Raw genomic sequence first — 19869 nt, 5'->3', positions numbered from 1 at the left:
GCTCGCAGGATGGCGGTTTCGCGCAGAAACGAGCAAGCGACCCTCCGTCGCCGAACAACTTGACGCTTCAAGCTTTGGTGGCTACTCTCGGGCTCGCCACTTACTTGAAGGGTCAAGTTATGAACGTCTTCCTCTGGGTGCTCCAGATCCTGCTCGCGGTCGTCTTCATCGGCGCCGGTGTGGTGAAGTCCCTCGTCGACAAGAACAAGCTCAAGGACCGCCTGCCGTACGTCGAGGACTTCAGTCAGGCCCAGATGCGGGGCATCGGCGTGCTGGAGCTGCTCGGCGGGCTCGGCCTGATCCTGCCCTGGGCCACCGGCATCGCGCCCGTCCTCACGCCGATCGCGGCCGTCGGGCTGGCCGTCACCATGGTCCTCGCGGCGCTGGTGCACCGGCGGCGCAATGAGCCGATCGCGGCTAATCTGGTGCTGCTGGCCATGACGATCGTCGTCGCATGGGGGCGCTTCTAGAGGACGGAAAGACGTTGGACGAGGGGCTCACCCACGACGAACAGCGGGCCTGGCACGGCCTCATGGCCGTCATGCTGGTCGGCATCCCGCAGGTCGAGCGCACCTTCAGGGCACACGGCCTGGTCCACATCGAGTACGGCCTGCTGACCGGCCTCGCGGCCAGCCCGGACGGGCGCAGGCTGAGCGAGCTCGCCGCCGCCTCCAACGTGTCGATCAGCAGGCTGAGCCATCGCATCAGCAAGCTGGTCGAGCGCGGTTACGTGGAGCTGCGGCCCGACGAGGCCGACGGCCGGGCCAGCGTCGCGCGGATCACCGACGGCGGCCGGGCGCTGGTGGCGGCCATCGCGCCCGACCACGTGAAGGCGCTGCGCGAGGTGCTGTTCGACCACCTCTCCCCCGCCCAGGTGGCGGCGTTCGGCGAGGCCATGCAGGCGGTCGGCGCCAAGCTCGGCGCCTGCATGGAACACCCGCCGACGCCTGCCTGACGCACGACCCGCCTGCCTCACGACCGGCCGCTCGTGCGCCCGCCTCAGGTGACGTCCCGGCGCAGGGTCGTCAGCGAGGCCACGCCCGCGAACAGCAGCGCGTACCCGACCAGGACCAGGGCGCCCGCCCACGGCGGCAGGACGTCGACCCCCTGGCCCACGTCCACGCCGGTGCTGGTCAGCGCGCTGCCCGCACCCGCGGGCGTCCACTTGCCGACCGCGCTCTGCAGCTGCGGCACCGCGTTGACGATCGCCTCGATCAGCGTCACCCACACCACGGCGCCGATGACGGCCGCGATCTGGTTGCGTACCAGGGCGCCGAGCCCGATGCCGAACAACGCGTACAGGCCCATCGTGGCCAGCACGCCCAGGCTGATGCGCGGGATGTGGTTGGCGGTGAAGCTGAACTCGCCTCCCGACGCCAGTGCGACCGGCACCACGACGGCGGTCGTCAGCACCAGCGCCACGACCCCGAACAGCAGCCCGACCAGGAACCCGGCGCCGAGCTTGGCCACCACGACGCGCTCGCGCCTCGGCGTGGTCAGGAAGGTGCCGGTGATGGTCTGGTAGCGGTACTCCGACGTCATCATGACCACACCGAGGATCATCACGAACAGCGCGCCGCCGGTGCCGAAGCTCCACATGAGCTGCTGGAACTCCGGGCTGTCGCGACCGGGCAGGCCGGGTGCGCCGTTGCCGGGCGCCTGCCCGGCGAATGCCGCGAAGAAGCCCATCGTCATCCCGACGTAGAGCACCATCACCAGCAACATCGCCCACCACAGCCGGGTGGTGAACAACTTCTGCAGTTCCGCGCGAATGAGCGCCATCAGCCCCGCACCTCCCCCGTCTGCGCCTGGTCCTGCTGTGAAGCCGTGCCGTCGCCGGTGAGTTCGAGGAAGACCGCCTGGAGGTCGGAGTGCTCGCGGACCATCTCGGTCAGCACCACGCCCTGCTCCAGCACGATCCGCCCGATCCGCTCGGGTTCCAGGCCGCGCACGCGCACGACGCCGTCGTCGCCGGGCTCGACCCGGCCGCCCGCCGCCTCCAGCGCACCCGCCAGGCCGCCCGCGTCGGGCGTGCGCAACCGGACCGGCGCCTCCTCGCCCCGGGTCAGCTCGGCCAGCGTGCCCTGCCTGACCAGCTTGCCCTTGGCGATGATGACCACGTCGTCGACCGTCTGCTCGACCTCCGACAGCACATGACTGGACACCAGTACGGCGGCGCCCCGGTCGTGGGCCAGATGGCGCAGGAAACCGCGCAGCCATTGGATGCCCGCCGGGTCCAGGCCGTTGGCGGGTTCGTCCAGGATGAATACTTTCGGATGGCCGATCAGCGCACCGGCCAGGGCCAGGCGCTGACGCATGCCCAGGGAGAAGCCGCCCACGCGCTTACCCGCGACGTCGGCCAGGCCCACCTGCTCCAGGGCCTCGGCGGCCCGTTCGGCCGGCAGCCTGGCCGCCGTGCACATGATGCGCAGATGGTTGAGCGCACTGCGCCCGGGGTGGAAGTTGGTGGCCTCCAGCACGGCGCCCACCTCGGTGAGCGGCGCGCGCAGGTCCGGATAGCGGGTGCCGTGCACCAGGGCGGTGCCGGAGTCCGCGGTGACCAGGCCGAGCAGGCTGCGCAGCGTCGTGGTCTTGCCCGCGCCGTTGGGGCCCAGGTAGCCGGTGATCGTCCCGGCCTCGACAGTGAAGGAGATGTCGTCGACCGCTCTGACCGGCCCGAACGACTTCGACAGGTTTCGGATCTCAATCGCACTCATTGCGGGGGATTATCGCGGGTCCCGAGCGCGCGCCGGTAGACCCGGCCCGCCTCGGCGGGTCACAGCCGGTATACCCGCCTGGCATTGCCCGAGCCGATCATGTGCGCGACGCGGACGGCGTCGGCCGTGCTCCAGTCGCCATCGGCCAGCCGCTCGCGCAGCACCGTGGCCAGGCCCCGCCTGAAGTGCAGCGCGCCGAGCAGCGCCGTCTCGGCGACGCCGTAGCAGTCGCTGCTGAACAGCTGCTTGTGCCACGGCACCAGCTCCAGCGTCTCGGCCAGCACCCGCGCCGCCGCCGCGCCCGTGTAGGTGAGCGCCAGTCCCACGTCCATGTAGACGTGCGGGAACATCGCGGCCAGGTAGGCGGCCTGCCGATGGAAGGGGTAGCCGTGCAGCAGCACCAGCGGCACGCCGAGCGGCTGCACCGCCCGGATGAAGCCGGTCATCTGGGCCGGGTCGGCCCTGGACAGATCGAGGTCGGGATCGCCGAACCCGGTGTGGAACTGGATCGGCAGCCCCCTGTCCCTGGCCACGTCGACGGCGCTCCACAGCAGGTGACGCAGCAGGATCGGGTCGCGCAGCGGCTCCTTCGGATCGGACAGGCGGCGGTTGGCCGCGGCGATCACCGAGCCGCGCGAGGGCCTGGCCGGGTCGAAGTCGAGGCCGTGCCGATAGGCGATGATCGTCTTGTACGCCACGGCGCGCGAGCTCCTGGCCGCCAGCTCGATCGCCAGGCTCTCCATGTAGTCGACCGCGCCGATGCCTTCGGCCGCCACCTCGTGCTCGATCTGCTCGATCCTGACCACCTCGTCGGCCGCGGCGGCGCCGTGCCTGCCCATCTCGGCCGGGCTGAGCAGCTCAGGCGTCTCCAGGCCGGTGTCGACGAGGAAGAGCGAGATCCCGGCGGCCTGCAGCAGCAGCCTGTTGACCTCGCCCGCGCCGAGCTCGGCCCGCCTGCCCAGGTAGACGGCCGCGGGCACGTGCGGCTCCAGGCCGAGGACCGGCGCGCACCAGCGCCTGACGGCCGCGCCGACGGGCGTGTCGAAGTGGGTGGTGCCCGGCGGCGCGGGCGTGGCCGCCTCGGTGATCATCAGCTCGAACCGCGCCCTCGACAACTCGTCGCGGCGCACCCCGTGGCAGTGGTGGTCGACCAGCGGGGCGAGCAGCGCCTCGCGTACGGCGTCCGGCAGGTCAGGGGGGAGCATGGTCAGGTCACCTCGGGGATTTCCGTCCCGCGCACGGGCCCGGCCCATGCGGCTGCGCCCGTGCGCGGGAGGTGGAAGGGCTTGCCGGAAGCCTAGGTGCTGCCCGGCCCGCGAGTCCGCCGATTCGACCTGCGCTTTACCTACGCGCCAGCCTCAGCACATTCGCGATGATCTTCGCGCCCGCGCCGCCCTCGACGGTGAGGATGGACTCGGGATGGAACTGCACGGCGTAGCGCCGCCGCTGGACGTCCTCGATCGCCATCACATTGCCGTCGGGCGTGCGGGCGGTCGCGGCGAAGCCCTTCACGCCGTGCTCCTTGGCGTGCAGGGAGTGGTAGCGGGCCGCGGTGAACGTCTCGGGCAGGCCGTCGAGCAGCGAGCTCGCGCCGAGCCTGGCGACCTGGCCGCGCTTGCCGTGCTCGGGGTAGTCCAGCAGCTCCAGCGTGCCGCCCGCGTGCTCGACCATCGCCTGCAGACCGAGGCACACGCCGAAGACCGGCAGGTCGCGGGCGTAGATCTGGTCGATGAGCGCCGACATGCCGAAGTCGGAGGGCCAGCCGGGCCCGGGTGAGAGCACGACCAGGTCGGGGGCGACGGAGTCGATCACCTCGGCCGGGAAGCCGTGGCGCAGGGTGGTGACCTCGGCGCCCTGCTGGCGGAAGTAGTCGGCGAGGGTGTTGACGAAGGAGTCCTCGTGGTCGACGAGCAGGACCTTCATGCCCGCGCCCGGCTGCTCGGCCTTGACCGGCTCGGCGGGCGGCGCCGGGTTGCCGACGGCCGCGAGCGCGCCGAGCAGGGCGCTGGCCTTGAGCTCGGTCTCGCGCTCCTCGGCCTCGGGGTCGCTGTCGAACAGCAGGGTGGCGCCCGCCCTGACGGCGGCCACGCCGTTCCTGATCTGGGCGGTGCGCAGCGTCAGGCCGGTGTTCATGGAGCCGTCGAAGCCGATGAAGCCGACGGCGCCGCCGTACCAGCGGCGGGTGGTGGCCTCGTGGTCCTCGATGAACTGCATGGCCCAGGACTTGGGCGCGCCGGTGACGGTGACCGCCCACATGTGGGTGAGGAAGGCGTCGAGCGCGTCGAACTCGGGGCGCAGGCGGCCTTCGACGTGGTCGACGGTGTGGATGAGACGGGAGTACATCTCGATCTGGCGGCGGCCGATGACCTGCACCGAGCCGGGCACGCAGATGCGCGACTTGTCGTTGCGGTCGACGTCGGTGCACATGGTCAGCTCCGACTCCTCCTTCACACTGGACAGGAGGGTACGGATGTTCTCGGCGTCCTCGACCGGGTTGTTGCCGCGTGCGATCGTGCCGGAGATCGGGCAGGTCTCGACGCGGTCGCCGCTGACCCTGACGAACATCTCGGGCGAGGCGCCGACCAGGTGCTCGCCCTCGCCGAGGTTGAGGATGAACTCGTACGGAGCCGGATTGGTGACGCGCAGGTGCCGAAACAGCTCGGACGGGTCCGCACAGGGCGCGTGGAAGACCTGGCCGGGCACCACCTCGAACAGGTCGCCGCGCTTGAACTTCTCCTTGGCCGCGGCGACGACCTCGGCGTAGTGCCCGCGCACCGGATCGGCGGGCACCTCACCGGCCGGGAGCAGGGCGACGCTCTCGCCGCTGCGCGCCAGGCCTTCGGTGCCGCGCCCGTCGACGGTGAACTCGTAGCGCACCTCGATGCTGGTCTCGCGCACGCGGTCGATGACGACGAGCCTGTCGGGCAGGTGCAGGACGAGGTCGCGCTGGTCGGCGGGGCGCACGAGGTGCTCGCGCACGGGCTCGAACTGGAAGGCCAGGTCGTAGCCGAAGGCGCCGTACAGGCCGAGGTGCGGGTCGTCGGCGCCGAACGCGGCGATGATCTCGCGGATCGCGGTGAACACGGTGGGCCTGCGGCTGCGCTGCTCCTCGGGCAGCAGGTCCTCCGACTCCGCGACGTGCACCTCGACGAGTTCCTCGGTGGGCTCGGCCACCGGCTTGCCCGCCGCCAGCAGGCAGGAGGCGATGGCGGGCAGGACGACCCTGCCGCGTTCGTTGAGCGCGCGCGCCGAGATGGTGCGGCCCCTGGCGACGAGTTCGACGCAGGGGTCGACATAGCCGAAGGCCCATCGGCTGTAGCGGCCCGGGTAGTCCATGCCGGAGGAGAAGGCGCCGCCCCTCCGCTCGCCGAGCGCGGTCACGATCTCCTCGAGTGCCGCTTCGGACACCTCGCCAACCTGCCGCTGAACCCCCACGCCCCCTGCGGTGGTATATCGGCTCGTCTCCACTTTGTCGCCCCTCTAGCTCAAAGAGCCCCGGGGCGGACATGAGAAAGGCCGCCTTCCGGGGCGGCCATCCCTGTGGGAAATGCGAAAAATCGCGCCGCCTAGAAGCGGCGCCACCACTGAAGACGCAAGCGGTTTCGCATGGCCTAGAGATTACCGGCGTCGCGGGCCGTAGTGCAACGCCACACGGCGCGCGGCCGTCCCCGCCTTGTCCCCCGCACGCGGCCTCTGTTACTCGTATAAGGATGCGACCGACCTACCGGGTACGCGTGCACAGGGACGTGCCCGTCCCCATGCGCGACGGGGTGACCCTGCTCGCCGACCGCTACCAGCCCGTGGGCGCCGACCGGCCGCCCTCCGTGCTCGTCCGCTCGCCCTACGGCAGGCGCGGGCTGTTCGGCCTGGCCTACGGCAGGGCGTTCGCCAGGCACGGCTTCGACGTCGTGCTGCAGAGCTGCCGCGGCGGTTTCGGCTCGGGCGGCAGCCTGGACCCGCTCGGCGACGAGCACGACGACGGCATGGACACCGTGGCCTGGCTACGCGCCCAGAGCTGGTACGGCGGGCGCTTCGCCATGCACGGCCCCTCCTACCTCGGCTACACGCAGTGGGCGATCGCGGCCGACGTGGGGCCCGACCTGGCGGCGATGGCGGTGCAGATCAGCGCCTCGCAGTTCAGGGACGCCGCCTATGTGGGCGGGGCCTTCGCCCTGGAGTCGGCGCTGAGCTGGACGACGCTGACGGCGGCGATGGGCGGCAGGTTCGGCTCGACCGCGATGTTCACCGCGCCGCGCCGGACGCGCCGTGCGGTGCTGACCAAAGGGCCGGTGCGCGGGCTCGACCTGGTCTCGGCCGGGCACTCGCTGCCCTTCTACCAGGACCTGCTGGCCCACCACGCCGACCCGGCGGTGCCGTACTGGGACCGGCGTGACTTCTCCTGCGGTGTGGGCGGGGTGACGGCGCCGGTGACGATGCTCGGCGGGTGGTACGACGTGTTCCTGCCGTGGCAGCTGAAGGACTACCTGGCGTTGCGGGCCGCGGGGCGGCGGCCGTACCTGACGATCGGGCCGTGGTACCACGTCGACGTGCGGCACGGGCGGGTGGCGAACGCCGAGGCGCTGGCGTGGTTCAGGGCGCATCTGCTGGGCGACTTCTCGGGGGTGCGCGAGTCGCCGGTGCGGTTGTACGTGACGGGGGCCGAGCAGTGGCGAGACTATCCCGACTGGCCGGTGCCCGGGGTGCGCGAGCGGCGCTGGCACCTGCGCGCGGGCGGCGGGCTCTCGCCCGAGCGGCCGGGCGATTCGCCGCCCGACTCCTACCGCTACCATCCCGACCATCCGACGCCGGTCATCAGCGGGCCCGTCCTGCTGGGCAACTCGCTGCCGCGCGACCAGCGGCGCCTGGAGGCCAGGCGTGACGTGCTGGTCTACAGCGGGCAGCCGCTCGGCGACGACGTCGAGGTGATCGGGCCCGTTTCGGCCGAGCTGTGGGTGCGCTCCAGCACGCCGCACGTGGACGTCGTGGTCAGGCTGTGCGACGTGCGCCCGGACGGCGTCTCGGTGAACGTCTGCGAGGGCGTGCGGCGGCTTTCGCACGAAGGCGCCGACGCCGACGGGGTGCGCCGGGTCCGGGTGGAGATGTGGCCGGCCGGACACCGGTTCGGGCGCGGGCACCGCATCCGGGTGCACGTGGCCGGAGGGGCCTATCCCACCATCGCCCGCAATCTCGGCACCGGCGAGCCGCTGGGCGCGGGCGCGGCCTCGGTCCCGGCCGATGTCGAGGTCTTCCACGACGCCGATCGGCCTTCGGCGCTGACGCTCCCGGTCGCGGGCTGACGTGCGGGCCGCCCGGTTGATGTCGCTGGTGCTGCTGCTCCAGGCCAGGGGCGGGATGACGGCCTGCGAGCTGGCCCGCGAGCTGGAGGTGTCGGAGCGCACGGTGCACCGCGACGTGCTGGCCCTGTCGGAGGCGGGGGTGCCGGTCTACGCCGACCGGGGGCGCGGCGGCGGCTACCGGCTGCTCGACGGCTACCGCACCAGGCTCACCGGACTGGACCGGGCCGAGGCCGAGGCGCTGTTCCTGTCGGGCGTGCCCGAGGCGTTGCGCGACATGGGTCTGCGCGAGGTGGCGGCGACCGCCAGGCTCAAGGCGTCGGCCGCACTCGCACCCGGCCTGCGCGACGCCCCGGCGACGGCCGCACAGCGCTTCCACCTGGACGCCCCCGGCTGGTTCGCCGTCGGACGCACCCCGCCGGAGGGCCTGGCGCCCCTGGCGCGCGCGGTGTGGGGCGACCATCCGGTCGAGGTCGTCTACAAGGGCCGCGAACGCCTGATCGAGCCCTACGGCCTGGTGCTCAAGGCGGGCGCCTGGTACCTGGCCGGGCGTTCGGGCCCGCGCTTCCTGCTCTACCGCGTGGACAGGTTCGGCCCGGTCACCGTGCTCGGCGAGCGGCGTTTCGAGCGCGAGCCCGGTTTCGACCTGGCGGCGTTCTGGGGCGAGCAGGGCGAGAGCTTCGCGCGTTCCCTGCTCACCACGCACGTGCGGCTGCTGCTGAGCCCCTCCGGCATGCGCATGCTGCGGCACGTGGCCGACCCCGCCGCCCTGGCCGACGCCGTGGCCTCCGCCGAGCCCGCGGCCGGCCGCGAGGAGGGCTGGACGGTCGTACGGCTGGCGGTGGAGTCGGTGCACGTCGCCTACGCGCAGGTCATGCGCTTCGGGCCGGAGGCCGAGGTGCTCGGCCCGCCCGAGCTACGCGCCCATCTGGCGGAAGCGGCCGAGCGCATGCACCGCCTCTACACCGGCGATCAGCGGTAGCCGGTGGTGTCGGCCGGTCCCTCCTGGTCGACCTCCACCAGGTAGCGCCAGGCGTCGGGCCTGCTGCCGTCGACGTCGGTGAAGCCGTAGACCTGGGCCAGCGAGCCGCTGGAGAGCGACTGCCCGCTCCAGCGCATGACGTCGGGGTCGCTCGCCAGCGCGACGACGGCCCTTCCCGTGTAGGCGGGCGACTCGGAGATGGCGAAGTGCGGCTGGGCGACGGTGGCCTCGCGCCAGGTCTCCTCGGTGACGCCGTAGTGGTCGAGCATCATCTCCGAGCGCAGCCAGCCGGGCGTCAGGCACACGGCCGCGCAGCCGTGCGGGCGCAACTCGTGCGCCATGCTGAAGCCGAGCCGGTTGACCGAGATCTTGGCCAGGTCGTAGTAGGCGTTGAGCCGGTAGTTGGCGCTGTTGTACTCCCAGGTGCCGTCGCTCACCTCCACCAGCAGCCCGCCCGGCTTCCTGGTCAGCAGCGCGCCCGCGAAGTGGGTGGTGATGAGATGGGTGTCGATCGCCCGGTGCAGCAGGGTCAGCCCGTCGCGCAGCGAGTGCGCCCAGACCGGCGTGTCCCACTGGGCCAGGTGGTCGCCGCCCCACACGTCGTTGACGAGCACGTCGAGCCGCCCCTGCTCGCCGTCGATCCGCTCGACGAGCGCCTTGACCTGCTCGGGTACGGAATGATCCACCTGTACGGCGACGCCGTGCCCTCCGGCCGCCTCGATCAGGGCGGCGGTGTCCTCGATGGTCTCGGCGCGGTCCAGGTCCGAGCGCTGTGCCCGGGTGGTGCGGCCGGTGCAGTAAACGGTGGCGCCCGCCGCGCCGAGCGCGACCGCGATGGCCCTGCCGGTGCCGCGCGTGGCTCCGGCGACGAGGGCGACCTTCTGGCTGAGTGGCTTGTCCATGACGGTCAGCGTGCCGTCGAAACAGGACACCCTGTGTCATGTTTTCCAGGGCTTTCCATCCGAGCGACCATTCGTCGCACGAGTTCTTCCGCTCACCGAATGGCGCGGGCCCAAGGCTGGGCGTGACTGGTTTGCTGACCTGGTGACAACCCCCCGGAAGCGGTCTGACAGCAGCCCGTGGAACTGGCTGCTGCTCGTCCCCATCGTCATCCCGCTGCTGCCCTTCCTGTTCAACGGCATGGAGCCGAAACTGCTCGGCATCCCGCTGTTCTACTGGCTGCAGCTCGCCTTCATCGCCGTGGGCGTGGCGTGCACGACCGTCGTCTACCAGGTGACGAAGCGGAGGCACCGCCCGTGAGCGAACACCTCACCGAGATCATCGTCTTCACCGCACTGTTCCTGCTGGTCAGCGGCATGGGCTTCGTCGCCGCCCGATGGCGCAGGCCCGACGACCTGGCCAGCCTGCACGAGTGGGGCCTGGGCGGGCGCAACTTCGGCTCGTGGATCACCTGGTTCCTGGTCGGCGGCGACCTCTACACCGCCTACACCTTCGTCGCCGTGCCCGCCCTGCTCTACGGGGCGGGCGCGATGGGGTTCTTCGCCGTGCCGTACACGGTGATCGTGTATCCGCTGGTTTTCCTGGTGCTGGTCAGGTTGTGGTCGGTCTCGCACGTGCACGGGTTCGTCACGCCCGCCGACTTCGTCAGGGCCAGGTTCGGCTCGCCGACGCTGGCGCTGCTGGTGGCCGTCACCGGGATCGTGGCGACCATGCCGTACATCGCGTTGCAGCTGGTCGGCATCGAGGCGGTGCTGAAGTCGATGGGGGTGACGGGGCATCTGCCGATCGTCATCGCGTTCGCGATCCTGGCCGCCTACACCTACCAGTCGGGGCTGCGGGCGCCCGCGCTGATCGCCTTCGTCAAGGACACGCTGATCTACATCGTGATCATCGTGGCGATCATCGTCATCCCGATCAAGCTGGGCGGCTGGGAGGTGATCTTCGGCAAGGCCGAGGCGAAGTTCGCCGCCACCGCGGCCCCCGGGGACGGACTGCTGCTCAACGCCAACAACCAGCTGTCCTACATCACGTTGGCCCTCGGGTCTGCCATGGCGCTGTTCCTGTATCCGCATTCGGTCACCGGGGTGCTCGCGGCCAGGAGCCGTGACGTGATCAAACGCAACATGGCCGCGCTGCCCGCCTACAGCCTGCTGCTCGGCCTCATCGCCCTGCTGGGCTACATGGCCATCGCGGCGGGTGTGACGCCGATCGGCAAGGACAACAACACGGTCGTGCCGCAGCTGTTCGACCAGATGTTCCCCGACTGGTTCACCGGTGTGGCCTATGCGGCCGTCGGCATCGGCGCGCTGGTCCCGGCGGCGATCATGTCGATCGCGGCGGCCAACCTGTTCACGCGCAACATCTACCGCGAGTACCTCAACCGCGAGGCCACCGACGCCCAGGAGGCGCGTGTCAGCAAGATCACCTCACTGCTGGTCAAGGTCGGCGCGGTGGCCTGCATCCTGTTCCTCGACACCGGGTTCTCCATCGATCTGCAGCTCATCGGCGGGGTGATCATCCTGCAGACGCTTCCGGCGGTGGCGATCGGGCTGTACACGCGCTGGTTCCACAAGGCCGGACTGATCGCCGGGTGGGTGGCGGGCATGGGCTCGGGGATGTGGCTGCTGTACAACATCGCCAACCCGGTGACCGGCAAGGCGCACTTCGCCGGGTCGCACTTCCCGCTGGGGCTGCTCGGGTTCGACACCAAGATGACGATCTACGCCGGGGTGCTGGCGCTCGCGGCCAACCTGCTGGTGGCGGTCGTGGTGACGCTGGTGGCCAGGGCGGCCCGGCTGTCGGAGGGCCCGGACGCGACCAGGCCCGACCACTACACGGCCGACGAGGGCGACCCCCGGATCAAGGATCTCGACCTGGCGGCTCCGCACTGAGGAGGCGCCCCTTCGCCCGGCGGCCCGAGGGCGGCCGCCGGGCCAGGCGAGATCCCGGCGCTCAGGCGTCCCAGGCGACCGGCATGGACTGCACGCCGTACACGATCGAGACGGGCCTGAACGGCACCTGCTCGGCCGGTACGGCCAGGCGCAGCGAGGGGAAGCGGCGCAGCAGCGCGGGGTAGGCGATGCGCAGTTCCATCTTGGCCAGCTCGGCGCCGACGCAGCGGTGGATGCCGTACCCGAAGGCCAGGTGCGAGAAGGCCGCGTCGCGCTCGATGTCGAAACGCTCCATGTCGCGACCGAGCCCCTCGTCGCGGTCGGCGGCCGACAGCGAGCACAGCACGATGTCGCCGGGGGCGATCTTCTGGCCGCCGACCTCGACCTCGGCGATCGCGAAGCGCGGGAAGGCGACCTGGACGACGGTCAGATAGCGCAGCAGCTCCTCAACGACCGCGCCGATGTGCTCGTCGCCGTCGCGCACCAGCTTGGCGGTGTCGGGGTTCTGCAGCAGCAGGAGCGTGCCGAGTGCGAGCATGCTGGTGGAGGTGTCGTGGCCGCCGGTCAGCAGGCCGTCGGCCAGGCCGGCCAGCTCGCGGTCGGTGATCTCGTCGCCGTGCTCGCGGACGAGCTGGCCGAGCAGGCCCTCGCCCGGCTCCTTGCGCTCGCGGGCGATGATCGGCTCAAGGTAGTCGAGGGAGTTGTTGATCGCGCCGAGCGCCGCCTCGATGCCGCCTGACAGGTCGAACCTGTCGGTGCTGGCGCGCAGGAAGTCGGCGCGCTCCTCGTACTTGACGCCGAGCAGTTCGCACACCACGAGCGAGGGGATCGGCAGGGCGAACTCCTGCAGGAAGTCCACCGGCGAGCCCGCCGCCTCCATGGCGTCCAGGCGCTCGTTGACGATCGCCTCGATGCGCGGCTCCAGGCGGCGCAGCCTGCGCATGGTGAACTCGGGGGTGAGCATCCGGCGCAGCCGCGTGTGGTGCGGCGGGTCGGTGAAGCCCAGGCCGCCCGGGTCCGGCTCGGCCAGGTTGCCCGCTCCGGCGAGGCTCTTGAAGTCGTTGATGAAGCTGGCGGGATCGCCCAGAACGGTACGGACGTCGTCGTAGCGGGTGACGAGCCAGACGACGATGCCGCCGGGGACGTCGAGCTTGCTGACCGGCTCCTCCGCACGCAGGCGGCCCAGCTCGGCCACCGGATCCAACCCCTCGCGCAGGAACTGCACGACCGGCAACGATGATTCGGACATGAAACGGATCCTCTAATCGGCAAGGGGCTGGCTGACACTACGAAACAGGGACATACAAGCACGTCCCGGACCCTGCTGTGCGTCCGGCGACATTACTAGTCCGCAATTATCCCGGTTTTTTCCTCCGGCCGATGCCCGGCGAGCCGATCGGGGTTCGAGCAGGTCAGGCCCGAGACGGGCACGCGCCCTCAGGGGCCCGCAGGCGTGTGCAGGGCGGTGGCGATGGTGTCGGTGAGGGTGGCGACGACGCGCTCGCGGGGCACCTCGGGGTGGTCCAGCCACCAGTCGCCCGTCGTCTGGACCAGGCCGACGAAGGCATGGCCGAGGATCTGGGCGCGCAGGGCGCCGGGCGTGCCCCACTCGGCGGCCAGCAGCGCGCCGAGCTCCTCCCCCAGATCCCTGACGATCGCCGTCATGTGCGAACGCATCCTGGCGTCCTCGGCGCCCGCCCGGTGGAACAGGAAGCGATACAGCCCGGGATGGGCGGAGATCGCCTCCAGATAGGCCTCGATCGTGGCCCGCGCCCTGGAGCGCACGTCGCCGCCCGACGCCAGCAGCGGGCGCAGCGCGCCGACGACGAAGCCCACATGGCGATCGGCCAGCGCCTGGTACAGGCCGCTCTTATCGCCGAAGTGCCGGTACAGGATCGGCTTGGTGACGCCCGCCTCGGCCGCGATGCACGCCATCGACGCCTCGGGCCCCTGCCTGAGGATGACCCGGTCGGCCGCGTCGAGCAGCGCCCTGCGCCGATCGGGGTCCCTTCCGCTCACCCCGCCAGAATAGGACGATCACGATCCGTGCCGTGCCATCGCCGGGCGCGGCATTCCTGGGTAGATTGCGGACCGTGACCCACCCCCGAACCCTGGTGACGGTCAAGGGCGGCGACGCGGGCGCGTACGAGGTGGCCGTCGAGGGGTTCGCGCCACGCGCGATGCGAGCGCCGCACGCACTGGACACCGACCCCGCGAGGTACGGCAGGCGGCTGTTCGAGGCGCTGATCGGACCCGAGTGGCCTGGCGTCAAAGCGCCGGGCGGCCCGGTCGAACTGGCCCTGGACCTGCCGCCCGAGCTGCGGCACCTGCACTGGGAGGCCATGCACGACTCCTCCGCCTTCCTGGCCGCCCATCCCGACGTCGAGGTGGCCTTCACCCGGGTCGTCCGCACGCCTGAGCCGATGCCGTACTCCCCCGTCCCCGGCGTGCCGCGCGTGCTGCTCGCGGCGGGCTCGGCGGCCGACGACCCGGTCATCAGGCCCGGCTGGCTGTTCATGGGCCTGCTCGGCGACTTCGACGGCGGCTGCGAGGTCACGATGGCCGAAGGCGTCGGCCTGGACGACCTGGCCGCCCGATGCCGTGCGCTGCGCCCGGACGTCGTGCACCTGGCCGCGCACGGCGCGCTCGACGAGGAGGGCGAGGCCACGATCGAACTGGCGGGCGAGCGGGTCAGCGCCGCCAGGCTCGCCGGAGCCCTCACCCCGCCCGGCCACCGCCCCCGCGTGGTCGTCCTGAGCGCCTGCCAGAGCGGCACGGGGCACGGCGCGGCCCCCTCGCTCGCCGAACAGCTCGTACGGCGGGGCGTCCCGGTCGTGGCGGCGATGGCGGGAGAGGTCGGCGAGCAGGCGTGCAGGCTGTTCTCCAGGAGGTTCGTCGACGCGCTGCTCAAGGGCGAGGACCTGGCCGCCGCGGCGGCGCACGGGCGCAGGGCCGCCCTGTGGGCCGATCCCGCCTGCCGCGAACGCTTCGACTGGGCCATGCCCGTCCTCTACGTGCACGGCGGCGCCTGGCGCGACCTGCCGCCGATCGCCGCACGGCCCGGCGCGGGCGTCAGGGACCTGGTCGCGGCGCTCGACCTGCACCGCAAGCCGGTCTATGTCGGCAGGGCCGGGCTGCTCGGCGCCGTGCAGGCCGGGGTGGACGAAGGGCACGGCCTGATCGCCGCCGTGGCCAGGCAGGACTACGCGGGGCTCGGCGCGACGCGGCTGCTGCAGGAGACGGGGCTGCGCCTGCTGCTGCGCGGCCATCTCCCGCTGCTGATCGACGCCGACGGCGGTGCGGGAGCCCCGGGATCGCTGCGGGACGTCGTGGTACGGATCATGGACAAGGTGCTGACCGTGCTGCACACACGCTCGCTGAGCCTGCCCGGCGTCGCCTCGCTCGGCCTGACCGCACCGGCGGATGCGATGGAGATCGCCACCGCACTCGCCGCCTTCGAGAGCGAACCGGAGCCGCTGGACGAACGACTGACCAGGCTGCGGCTCGGCGCCGACCTCGACGCGCTCACCCGGGTGCTGAGGGCATGCGAGCCGCCGTTCGGCCCGCACAGCAGGGTCGTGGTCATGGGCGACGCCGTGCACACGTGGGTCGGGGCGCTCGGCCCGCTGCTGGCGGGGGTCAACGGGTTCGGTCTCGGCACGGCCGCGTGCCCCGTCCCGCTGGTCGTGACCGGCGACCGGAGCAGGGAGGGCCCGCTGCGCACCGAGCTCGACCACGGCTCCAACACGGTCACCCGGGTCGTGCTGCCGCTCGAACCGTTCGGCGCGAGCGAGGCGCTGCTCGGCTTCCAGTGGGTGCTGCTGCATCCGTGGCTGCCCGACCGGAGGTTCGCCCAGGTGTACGTGGCCCGTGACGGCGCCGACGTCTCCGGCGCCTTCGACGACCTGGAGGGCAGGCCCAACGCCGTGCGCAGGGAGCTGTACCTGGTGGTGCGCGCCTCGGGCCGCTTCGAGGCGGCCGACGACGAGGCCGCCTACGCCGCCTATCTGAGGGGAAGGCCGTGACCGAGCTCGCGGCGCTCAGACGACGCGCCCTGTACGAGGACCTGGCCGCGCTCGACGCCACCGACCTGGCCAAGCTCGTCCTGCTGCCCGAGTGGACCGCGGCCAGGGCCGCGGAGGCGGGCATCGGCGTGCCGTTCGCCAGGCTCGACGCGCTGGGCCTGGTCGAGCACCGCCGCCTGGCCAGGCCGCCCGGCACCCGCGAGGTGGCGTTCTGGGCGGGCGAGAGCATGCGCCCGCAGATCGGCGCGTACCTGCGTGAGGCGCTCGGGCCGGTGCCGCTGCACGCCGTGCTGTCGTGGCTGACCGCACGCTTCGGCGCGCTGTTTCCCGCCTGGCGTGACGCCGCCGCGATGTGCCACAGCGCCGACCCCGCCCACATCAGGAAGGCGACCGCCGCCCTGCTCGCCGACGACGACCTGTCCGGCGCCTCCCGCCTCGCCGGTCACGCCGTACGGCTGGCGCAGGTGTTCGGGGCGCCGTTCGACGCGCGGGCCGGGCGGGCCGTGCGGCTGGTCGAGCGGGCGCTGCGTGACGGTGAGGACCTGCGCAGGCTCAGGCACTACACGCCCCGGCCCGTGCACGAGCGGGCGGTGGCCGAGTTGCTGGGCGGACGGCGGTGGGCGCTGCACCTGCTCGGCGCGGGCGGCGTCGGCAAGACGACGCTGGTGCGGTCGCTGGCGTCGGGGGACTTCGCCCGGCGGCACGGGCTCGCCGCCTTTCCGGTGGCCCGGGTGGACTTCGACCATCTCGACCCGAGCTATCCGGCCGCCAGGCCCGGCGCGCTGCTGGAGGCGCTCGCCGACGACCTGCTGGCCCATGCCGTCACCCGTGAGCAGGAGGAGTTGCACGACGCGCTGCGCGACAAGGCGGCCGAGCTGCACGAGGAGCTGGCGGGCAGCGCGCCCGAGCGGGCCAAGGTGGAGCGGCTGACCGAGGAGTGCGTGCGCGCTTTCGCCGCCCTGACCGGGGCGCTGCCGGTCGCGCCCCTGCTGGTGCTCGACACCTGCGAGGAGCTGGCCAAGCTGTATCTGCCCGGCTCTCCCGCTCCGGCCATCGCCAGGACGTTCGAGCTGCTGGAGGCGCTGCAGGTCTTCGCGCCGCAGGTGCGGGTGCTGCTGGCCGGGCGCGCCTGGCTGGTGCCGCCGCCCGCTTCGGCTCCCGCCGGTCCGGAGCTGGCGGCCAGGCCGTACCTGCGGGTGCTGGCCATGGACGGCTTCGAGCGGGAGGAGGCGCTCGGCTATGTGGAGCGCAGGCGGGTGCCGCGGCCGCTGGGCGAGGCGGTGCTGGAGCGGGCCAGGGCGGGGGCGCTGTACAACCCGTTCGACCTGGCGGCCTACTGCTCGTGGGCGGAGGAGGACCCGTCGCTCGACGCCGTGACGTTGCGGCAGGCTCCGGGCGATCCGTATGTCGAGCGGCGCATACTCGGCAGGCTGCGGGGGCCCGCGCTGACCACGGCCGTGGCTCTGGCCTGCGAGCTCGAACGCTTCACACTCGACCTGCTCGCCCCCGCCCTGGCCCGGGCGGGGCACGACCCGGGACCCGCGTTCGCCGCACTCGCCGCGCAGGAGTGGATCCAGGTCGTGGAGCGCGGCGCCGACGGCCTGCCCTCGGTCGTCGAGGTCGACGAGCACCTGCGGGTCAGGCTGCGCAGGGCGCTGCCGCTGGGCCCGGCCGGGCGCGGCGCCCTGGGCGCGGACGCGGCGGCGCAGGTACGCCGGGCGGACGACCCGGCCGGGCTGCCGGTCTCCACGGTGGTGGCCGCGCTCCGGCTGTCGCCGCCGGGCCCGGCCGCCGTACTGTGGGCCGAGCTCGAGGAGCGCGTGCGGGAGCGACGGGCGTGGAGCTGGGCCGAGCAGGCCTGCACCAGGTCGGCGGCCGTCGTGTCGGGCGACCTGCTCGCGGCCGTGCTCGGCACACAGGCCTCGGCCAGGCTGCACACCGGGACCGGCGGGCGGCACCGGCTGTGGAGCGAGGTGCTGCGCCTGCGGCCGGGCGACGAACGGGCGGCACTCGGGCTGGCCGCGCTCGGCGACCCCGACGTCACCCTGCCCGCCGGGCCCGGCGCGCACCCGCCGTGCGGCGCGGTCCTGGCGGCGCTCGACGGCTGGATGGGCGGCGAGCGCTACGCGGAGCTGACGCCGTGGGCCGAGCATCCCGAACTGCGTGAGCATCCGCACATGCAGGCGCACAGGGCCCTGCTGCACGGCAACCCCGTGCTCGCACGGTCGCCCTTCCCCGACGGGCAGCCCGACGAGCCGTACCTCGACTGGATCCCGCCGGTGAACCCCCGGGCCAGGCGCAGGCTGGCCCGGCTCGCCCTGGAGAGCGAGGAGCGGATACGCGCCCTGCAACTGGCCAGGTGGGCGGGCGAGACGTCGGGCGGGGACGCCGACGGCGACCGGCTGCTCAGCCTGGTCGCGGCGCTGCGTGGCGGCACCTCGGCCTGGGCGCTCCCCGCGACGGCTCCCCCGCCCGCCGTCTGGCTGCACCGCGTGGTCAGGCCGCTGGGCGCGCAGCTGGCCGAGTCGCTGCCACTGCGGGAGGCCGTACCCGCGCTGCGGGCGATCCTGGAGGCCGCGCTGGCGGGCCGGGACGATCCCGACACCGTGCAGGAGTGCCAGCTGGCCCTGCTGCGGCTGTGCAGGCGGCACCGGACGCTGGAGGCGTTCCCCGAGATCGAGTCGATCGCCAGGACGGGCACGCCGTGGGTACGCGCGGAGGCGTGGCTGACGTTGCGCCTGGTCACCGGGGCCAGACCGGCCGACGCCGAGGAGGCGGGCAGCGAGATCGGCCTGCGGCGCTGCCGTGCGGGAGGACAGCTGGGCGAGGTGGAGGTGGAGGCGTTCCACCGGTCCTACATCGCCGACGATTTCATCGCTTTGCGGGTGCTGGAGAAGGCGGAGTCGCTGTACTTCTGCGCGCCTGACCTGGCGGCACGGCTGTTCAGGCAGGCGATCGCCCTGGCCAAGGACAGCGGCGACGAGCGTGTGCAGGCCCAGGCGATCACCCTGCTGGTCTTCCTGCACCCTAACGAGCAGCTGTCGCCCCCGGACGCCACCTCGGCACTGGCCCCGCTCTCGGACACGGACGAGTGGGGGCATCGGGCCTGGTTCGCCCTGCGGCTGCTCGACGGCCATTCGCTGTCCGGGCGCGTCGATCTGGTGCCCGAGCTGGAACGGCGCGGCAAGATCGTGGGGCGGCCCGTCAGGACACCCCGATACCGGGGCAACCGGACCTTCGGCGCCGTTCCGCACGCCCTCGCCGGGCTGGCCTACGCGCTGGCCGCCCTGCTCGGCCCGCCTCTGGTCGGTGCCGTCGCCGTGGCCGTGACGGCTGTGTTCTGCGGCGTGCTCGCCCTGCTGCTGAGCCGTGACAGGCGGCGCGAGGTGCTGACGACGGCCGGATCGGCCCTGCCCGACGGCATCGGCAGGGCCCGCATGCTCGGCGGCAGGCGTACCCCGGTCCTGCTGGAGCTGAACGACGACGCCGACGAACAGCGGCTCGGCGCGCGTCTCGGGCGCCTGCTCGACCAGGTCGTCTGGGTCAAACCGGCCCAGGCCAGGCCAAGGGCGCCCGGGGCCGATCGGCGGATCGCGCTGTTCGCCGGCGTGGCCGTCGGCACGAGCGCCGGATGGCGGATGCGCGGCAACGCGGGTGGGCTCTTCGAGCCGCTCGCCGCCGACGCCGACATCGTCGTGCTGCGCCCGCCCCCCGGTGACGACGGCACACCCAGGCCGCTCGGCGACTCGCGTGCGGCGTTCAGGGCCTTCGCCAGGTCGTCGGTGCTGCTGGGCGCGTACGCGGTGGTGGTCCTGCCGGTGCTGCCCGCGACGTTCCAGGTGGAGGTGCCGGACGGGTCGCCGACGGCTTTGTTGCGCTGGACGCAACAGTTGAGGAGGCAGGTGGCCGCCCTTGAGGACCGGCAGGACGGGGAGAAGGCCGCCTACGATGTCATGCTCTTCCTGGACACCGGTCCGGTGCGCTGAGTTAGCGTGCGAA

15 protein-coding genes are annotated in these 19869 nt (G+C 72.5%); 8 read left to right on the top strand and 7 right to left on the bottom strand.

The window, feature by feature from the left end:
• Window positions 1-119 precede the first annotated feature (119 nt).
• Together ACTWNK_RS20805 and ACTWNK_RS20800 are read left to right on the top strand one after the other, a co-directional pair.
• Window positions 120-470 carry a DoxX family protein gene (locus ACTWNK_RS20805; protein WP_474306047.1) on the top strand — a complete coding sequence of 117 codons (351 nt, stop codon included), beginning with the start codon at window positions 120-122 and terminating at the stop codon, window positions 468-470.
• Window positions 455-955, top strand: a complete 501-nt coding sequence (locus ACTWNK_RS20800) for a MarR family winged helix-turn-helix transcriptional regulator (RefSeq protein ID WP_474306046.1) — start codon at window positions 455-457, stop codon at window positions 953-955. Before ACTWNK_RS20805 ends, ACTWNK_RS20800 begins: the two co-directional genes overlap by 16 nt.
• Before the next feature lie 44 nt (window positions 956-999).
• On the opposite strand, the gene ACTWNK_RS20795 is transcribed toward ACTWNK_RS20800, so the two are convergent.
• The 4 genes from ACTWNK_RS20795 to ACTWNK_RS20780 form a co-directional block, all read right to left on the bottom strand.
• Window positions 1000-1782, bottom strand: a complete 783-nt coding sequence (locus ACTWNK_RS20795; RefSeq protein ID WP_474306045.1) for an ABC transporter permease — start codon at window positions 1780-1782, stop codon at window positions 1000-1002.
• On the bottom strand, window positions 1782-2717 hold the full coding sequence (locus tag ACTWNK_RS20790) for an ABC transporter ATP-binding protein (protein WP_474306044.1): 936 nt from the start codon (window positions 2715-2717) through the stop codon (window positions 1782-1784). Before ACTWNK_RS20790 ends, ACTWNK_RS20795 begins: the two co-directional genes overlap by 1 nt.
• A 59-nt stretch (window positions 2718-2776) precedes the next feature.
• A complete protein-coding gene (locus tag ACTWNK_RS20785) occupies window positions 2777-3922 on the bottom strand; it encodes an amidohydrolase family protein (RefSeq protein WP_474306043.1) in 1146 nt (381 codons plus the stop codon).
• A 136-nt stretch (window positions 3923-4058) separates the two neighbouring features.
• Complete coding sequence (locus tag ACTWNK_RS20780) at window positions 4059-6185, bottom strand: anthranilate synthase component I (protein ID WP_474306042.1); 2127 nt, start codon at window positions 6183-6185, stop codon at window positions 4059-4061.
• A gap of 242 nt (window positions 6186-6427) precedes the next feature.
• Between ACTWNK_RS20780 and ACTWNK_RS20775 the strand changes: the two genes are divergently transcribed.
• Window positions 6428-8014 carry a CocE/NonD family hydrolase gene (locus tag ACTWNK_RS20775; protein WP_474306041.1) on the top strand — a complete coding sequence of 529 codons (1587 nt, stop codon included), beginning with the start codon at window positions 6428-6430 and terminating at the stop codon, window positions 8012-8014.
• Between the two features lies 1 nt (window position 8015).
• On the top strand, window positions 8016-8993 hold the full coding sequence (locus tag ACTWNK_RS20770) for a helix-turn-helix transcriptional regulator (protein WP_474306040.1): 978 nt from the start codon (window positions 8016-8018) through the stop codon (window positions 8991-8993).
• Here the strand turns inward: ACTWNK_RS20770 and ACTWNK_RS20765 are convergent.
• On the bottom strand, window positions 8984-9895 hold the full coding sequence (locus ACTWNK_RS20765) for an SDR family oxidoreductase (protein ID WP_474306039.1): 912 nt from the start codon (window positions 9893-9895) through the stop codon (window positions 8984-8986). The two genes, ACTWNK_RS20770 and ACTWNK_RS20765, sit on opposite strands and share 10 nt — an antisense overlap.
• A gap of 142 nt (window positions 9896-10037) precedes the next feature.
• Here ACTWNK_RS20765 and ACTWNK_RS20760 point away from each other — a divergent pair, with 142 nt between their 5' ends.
• Together ACTWNK_RS20760 and mctP are read left to right on the top strand one after the other, a co-directional pair.
• Window positions 10038-10253 (top strand): DUF3311 domain-containing protein, encoded by a 216-nt coding sequence (locus tag ACTWNK_RS20760; RefSeq protein ID WP_474306038.1) that lies wholly within the window; start codon window positions 10038-10040, stop codon window positions 10251-10253.
• Complete coding sequence (gene mctP / locus ACTWNK_RS20755; RefSeq protein WP_474306037.1) at window positions 10250-11845, top strand: monocarboxylate uptake permease MctP; 1596 nt, start codon at window positions 10250-10252, stop codon at window positions 11843-11845. Before ACTWNK_RS20760 ends, mctP begins: the two co-directional genes overlap by 4 nt.
• A 61-nt stretch (window positions 11846-11906) precedes the next feature.
• On the opposite strand, the gene ACTWNK_RS20750 is transcribed toward mctP, so the two are convergent.
• On the bottom strand, window positions 11907-13094 hold the full coding sequence (locus ACTWNK_RS20750) for a cytochrome P450 (protein ID WP_474306036.1): 1188 nt from the start codon (window positions 13092-13094) through the stop codon (window positions 11907-11909).
• A gap of 188 nt (window positions 13095-13282) precedes the next feature.
• Window positions 13283-13864: a TetR family transcriptional regulator gene (locus ACTWNK_RS20745; RefSeq protein ID WP_474306035.1), complete on the bottom strand. Its 582-nt coding sequence runs from the start codon at window positions 13862-13864 to the stop codon at window positions 13283-13285.
• A 74-nt stretch (window positions 13865-13938) separates the two neighbouring features.
• Here ACTWNK_RS20745 and ACTWNK_RS20740 point away from each other — a divergent pair, with 74 nt between their 5' ends.
• Both ACTWNK_RS20740 and ACTWNK_RS20735 read left to right on the top strand, forming a co-directional pair.
• Window positions 13939-15870, top strand: a complete 1932-nt coding sequence (locus tag ACTWNK_RS20740; RefSeq protein WP_474306034.1) for a CHAT domain-containing protein — start codon at window positions 13939-13941, stop codon at window positions 15868-15870.
• Window positions 15867-19856, top strand: a complete 3990-nt coding sequence (locus ACTWNK_RS20735; protein ID WP_474306033.1) for an AAA family ATPase — start codon at window positions 15867-15869, stop codon at window positions 19854-19856. Before ACTWNK_RS20740 ends, ACTWNK_RS20735 begins: the two co-directional genes overlap by 4 nt.
• The last annotated feature ends 13 nt before the right edge of the window (window positions 19857-19869 follow it).

It is taken from the genome of Nonomuraea sp. IBHARD001 (assembly GCF_056106265.1).
Note: the sequence above shows the minus strand (reverse complement) of the source record. Positions and strands in the feature narration are given on the sequence as shown.

What these genes read in the sequence shown, in the direction of transcription:
- ACTWNK_RS20790 (WP_474306044.1), bottom strand. Translation starts at nt 2,717, where the DNA reads ATGAGTGCGATTGAGATCCGAAACCTGTCGAAGTCGTTCGGGCCGGTC.
- ACTWNK_RS20800 (WP_474306046.1), top strand. Translation starts at nt 455, where the DNA reads ATGGGGGCGCTTCTAGAGGACGGAAAGACGTTGGACGAGGGGCTCACC.
- ACTWNK_RS20750 (WP_474306036.1), bottom strand. Translation starts at nt 13,094, where the DNA reads ATGTCCGAATCATCGTTGCCGGTCGTGCAGTTCCTGCGCGAGGGGTTG.
- ACTWNK_RS20775 (WP_474306041.1), top strand. Translation starts at nt 6,428, where the DNA reads ATGCGACCGACCTACCGGGTACGCGTGCACAGGGACGTGCCCGTCCCC.
- ACTWNK_RS20785 (WP_474306043.1), bottom strand. Translation starts at nt 3,922, where the DNA reads ATGCTCCCCCCTGACCTGCCGGACGCCGTACGCGAGGCGCTGCTCGCC.
- ACTWNK_RS20765 (WP_474306039.1), bottom strand. Translation starts at nt 9,895, where the DNA reads ATGGACAAGCCACTCAGCCAGAAGGTCGCCCTCGTCGCCGGAGCCACG.
- ACTWNK_RS20795 (WP_474306045.1), bottom strand. Translation starts at nt 1,782, where the DNA reads ATGGCGCTCATTCGCGCGGAACTGCAGAAGTTGTTCACCACCCGGCTG.
- ACTWNK_RS20805 (WP_474306047.1), top strand. Translation starts at nt 120, where the DNA reads ATGAACGTCTTCCTCTGGGTGCTCCAGATCCTGCTCGCGGTCGTCTTC.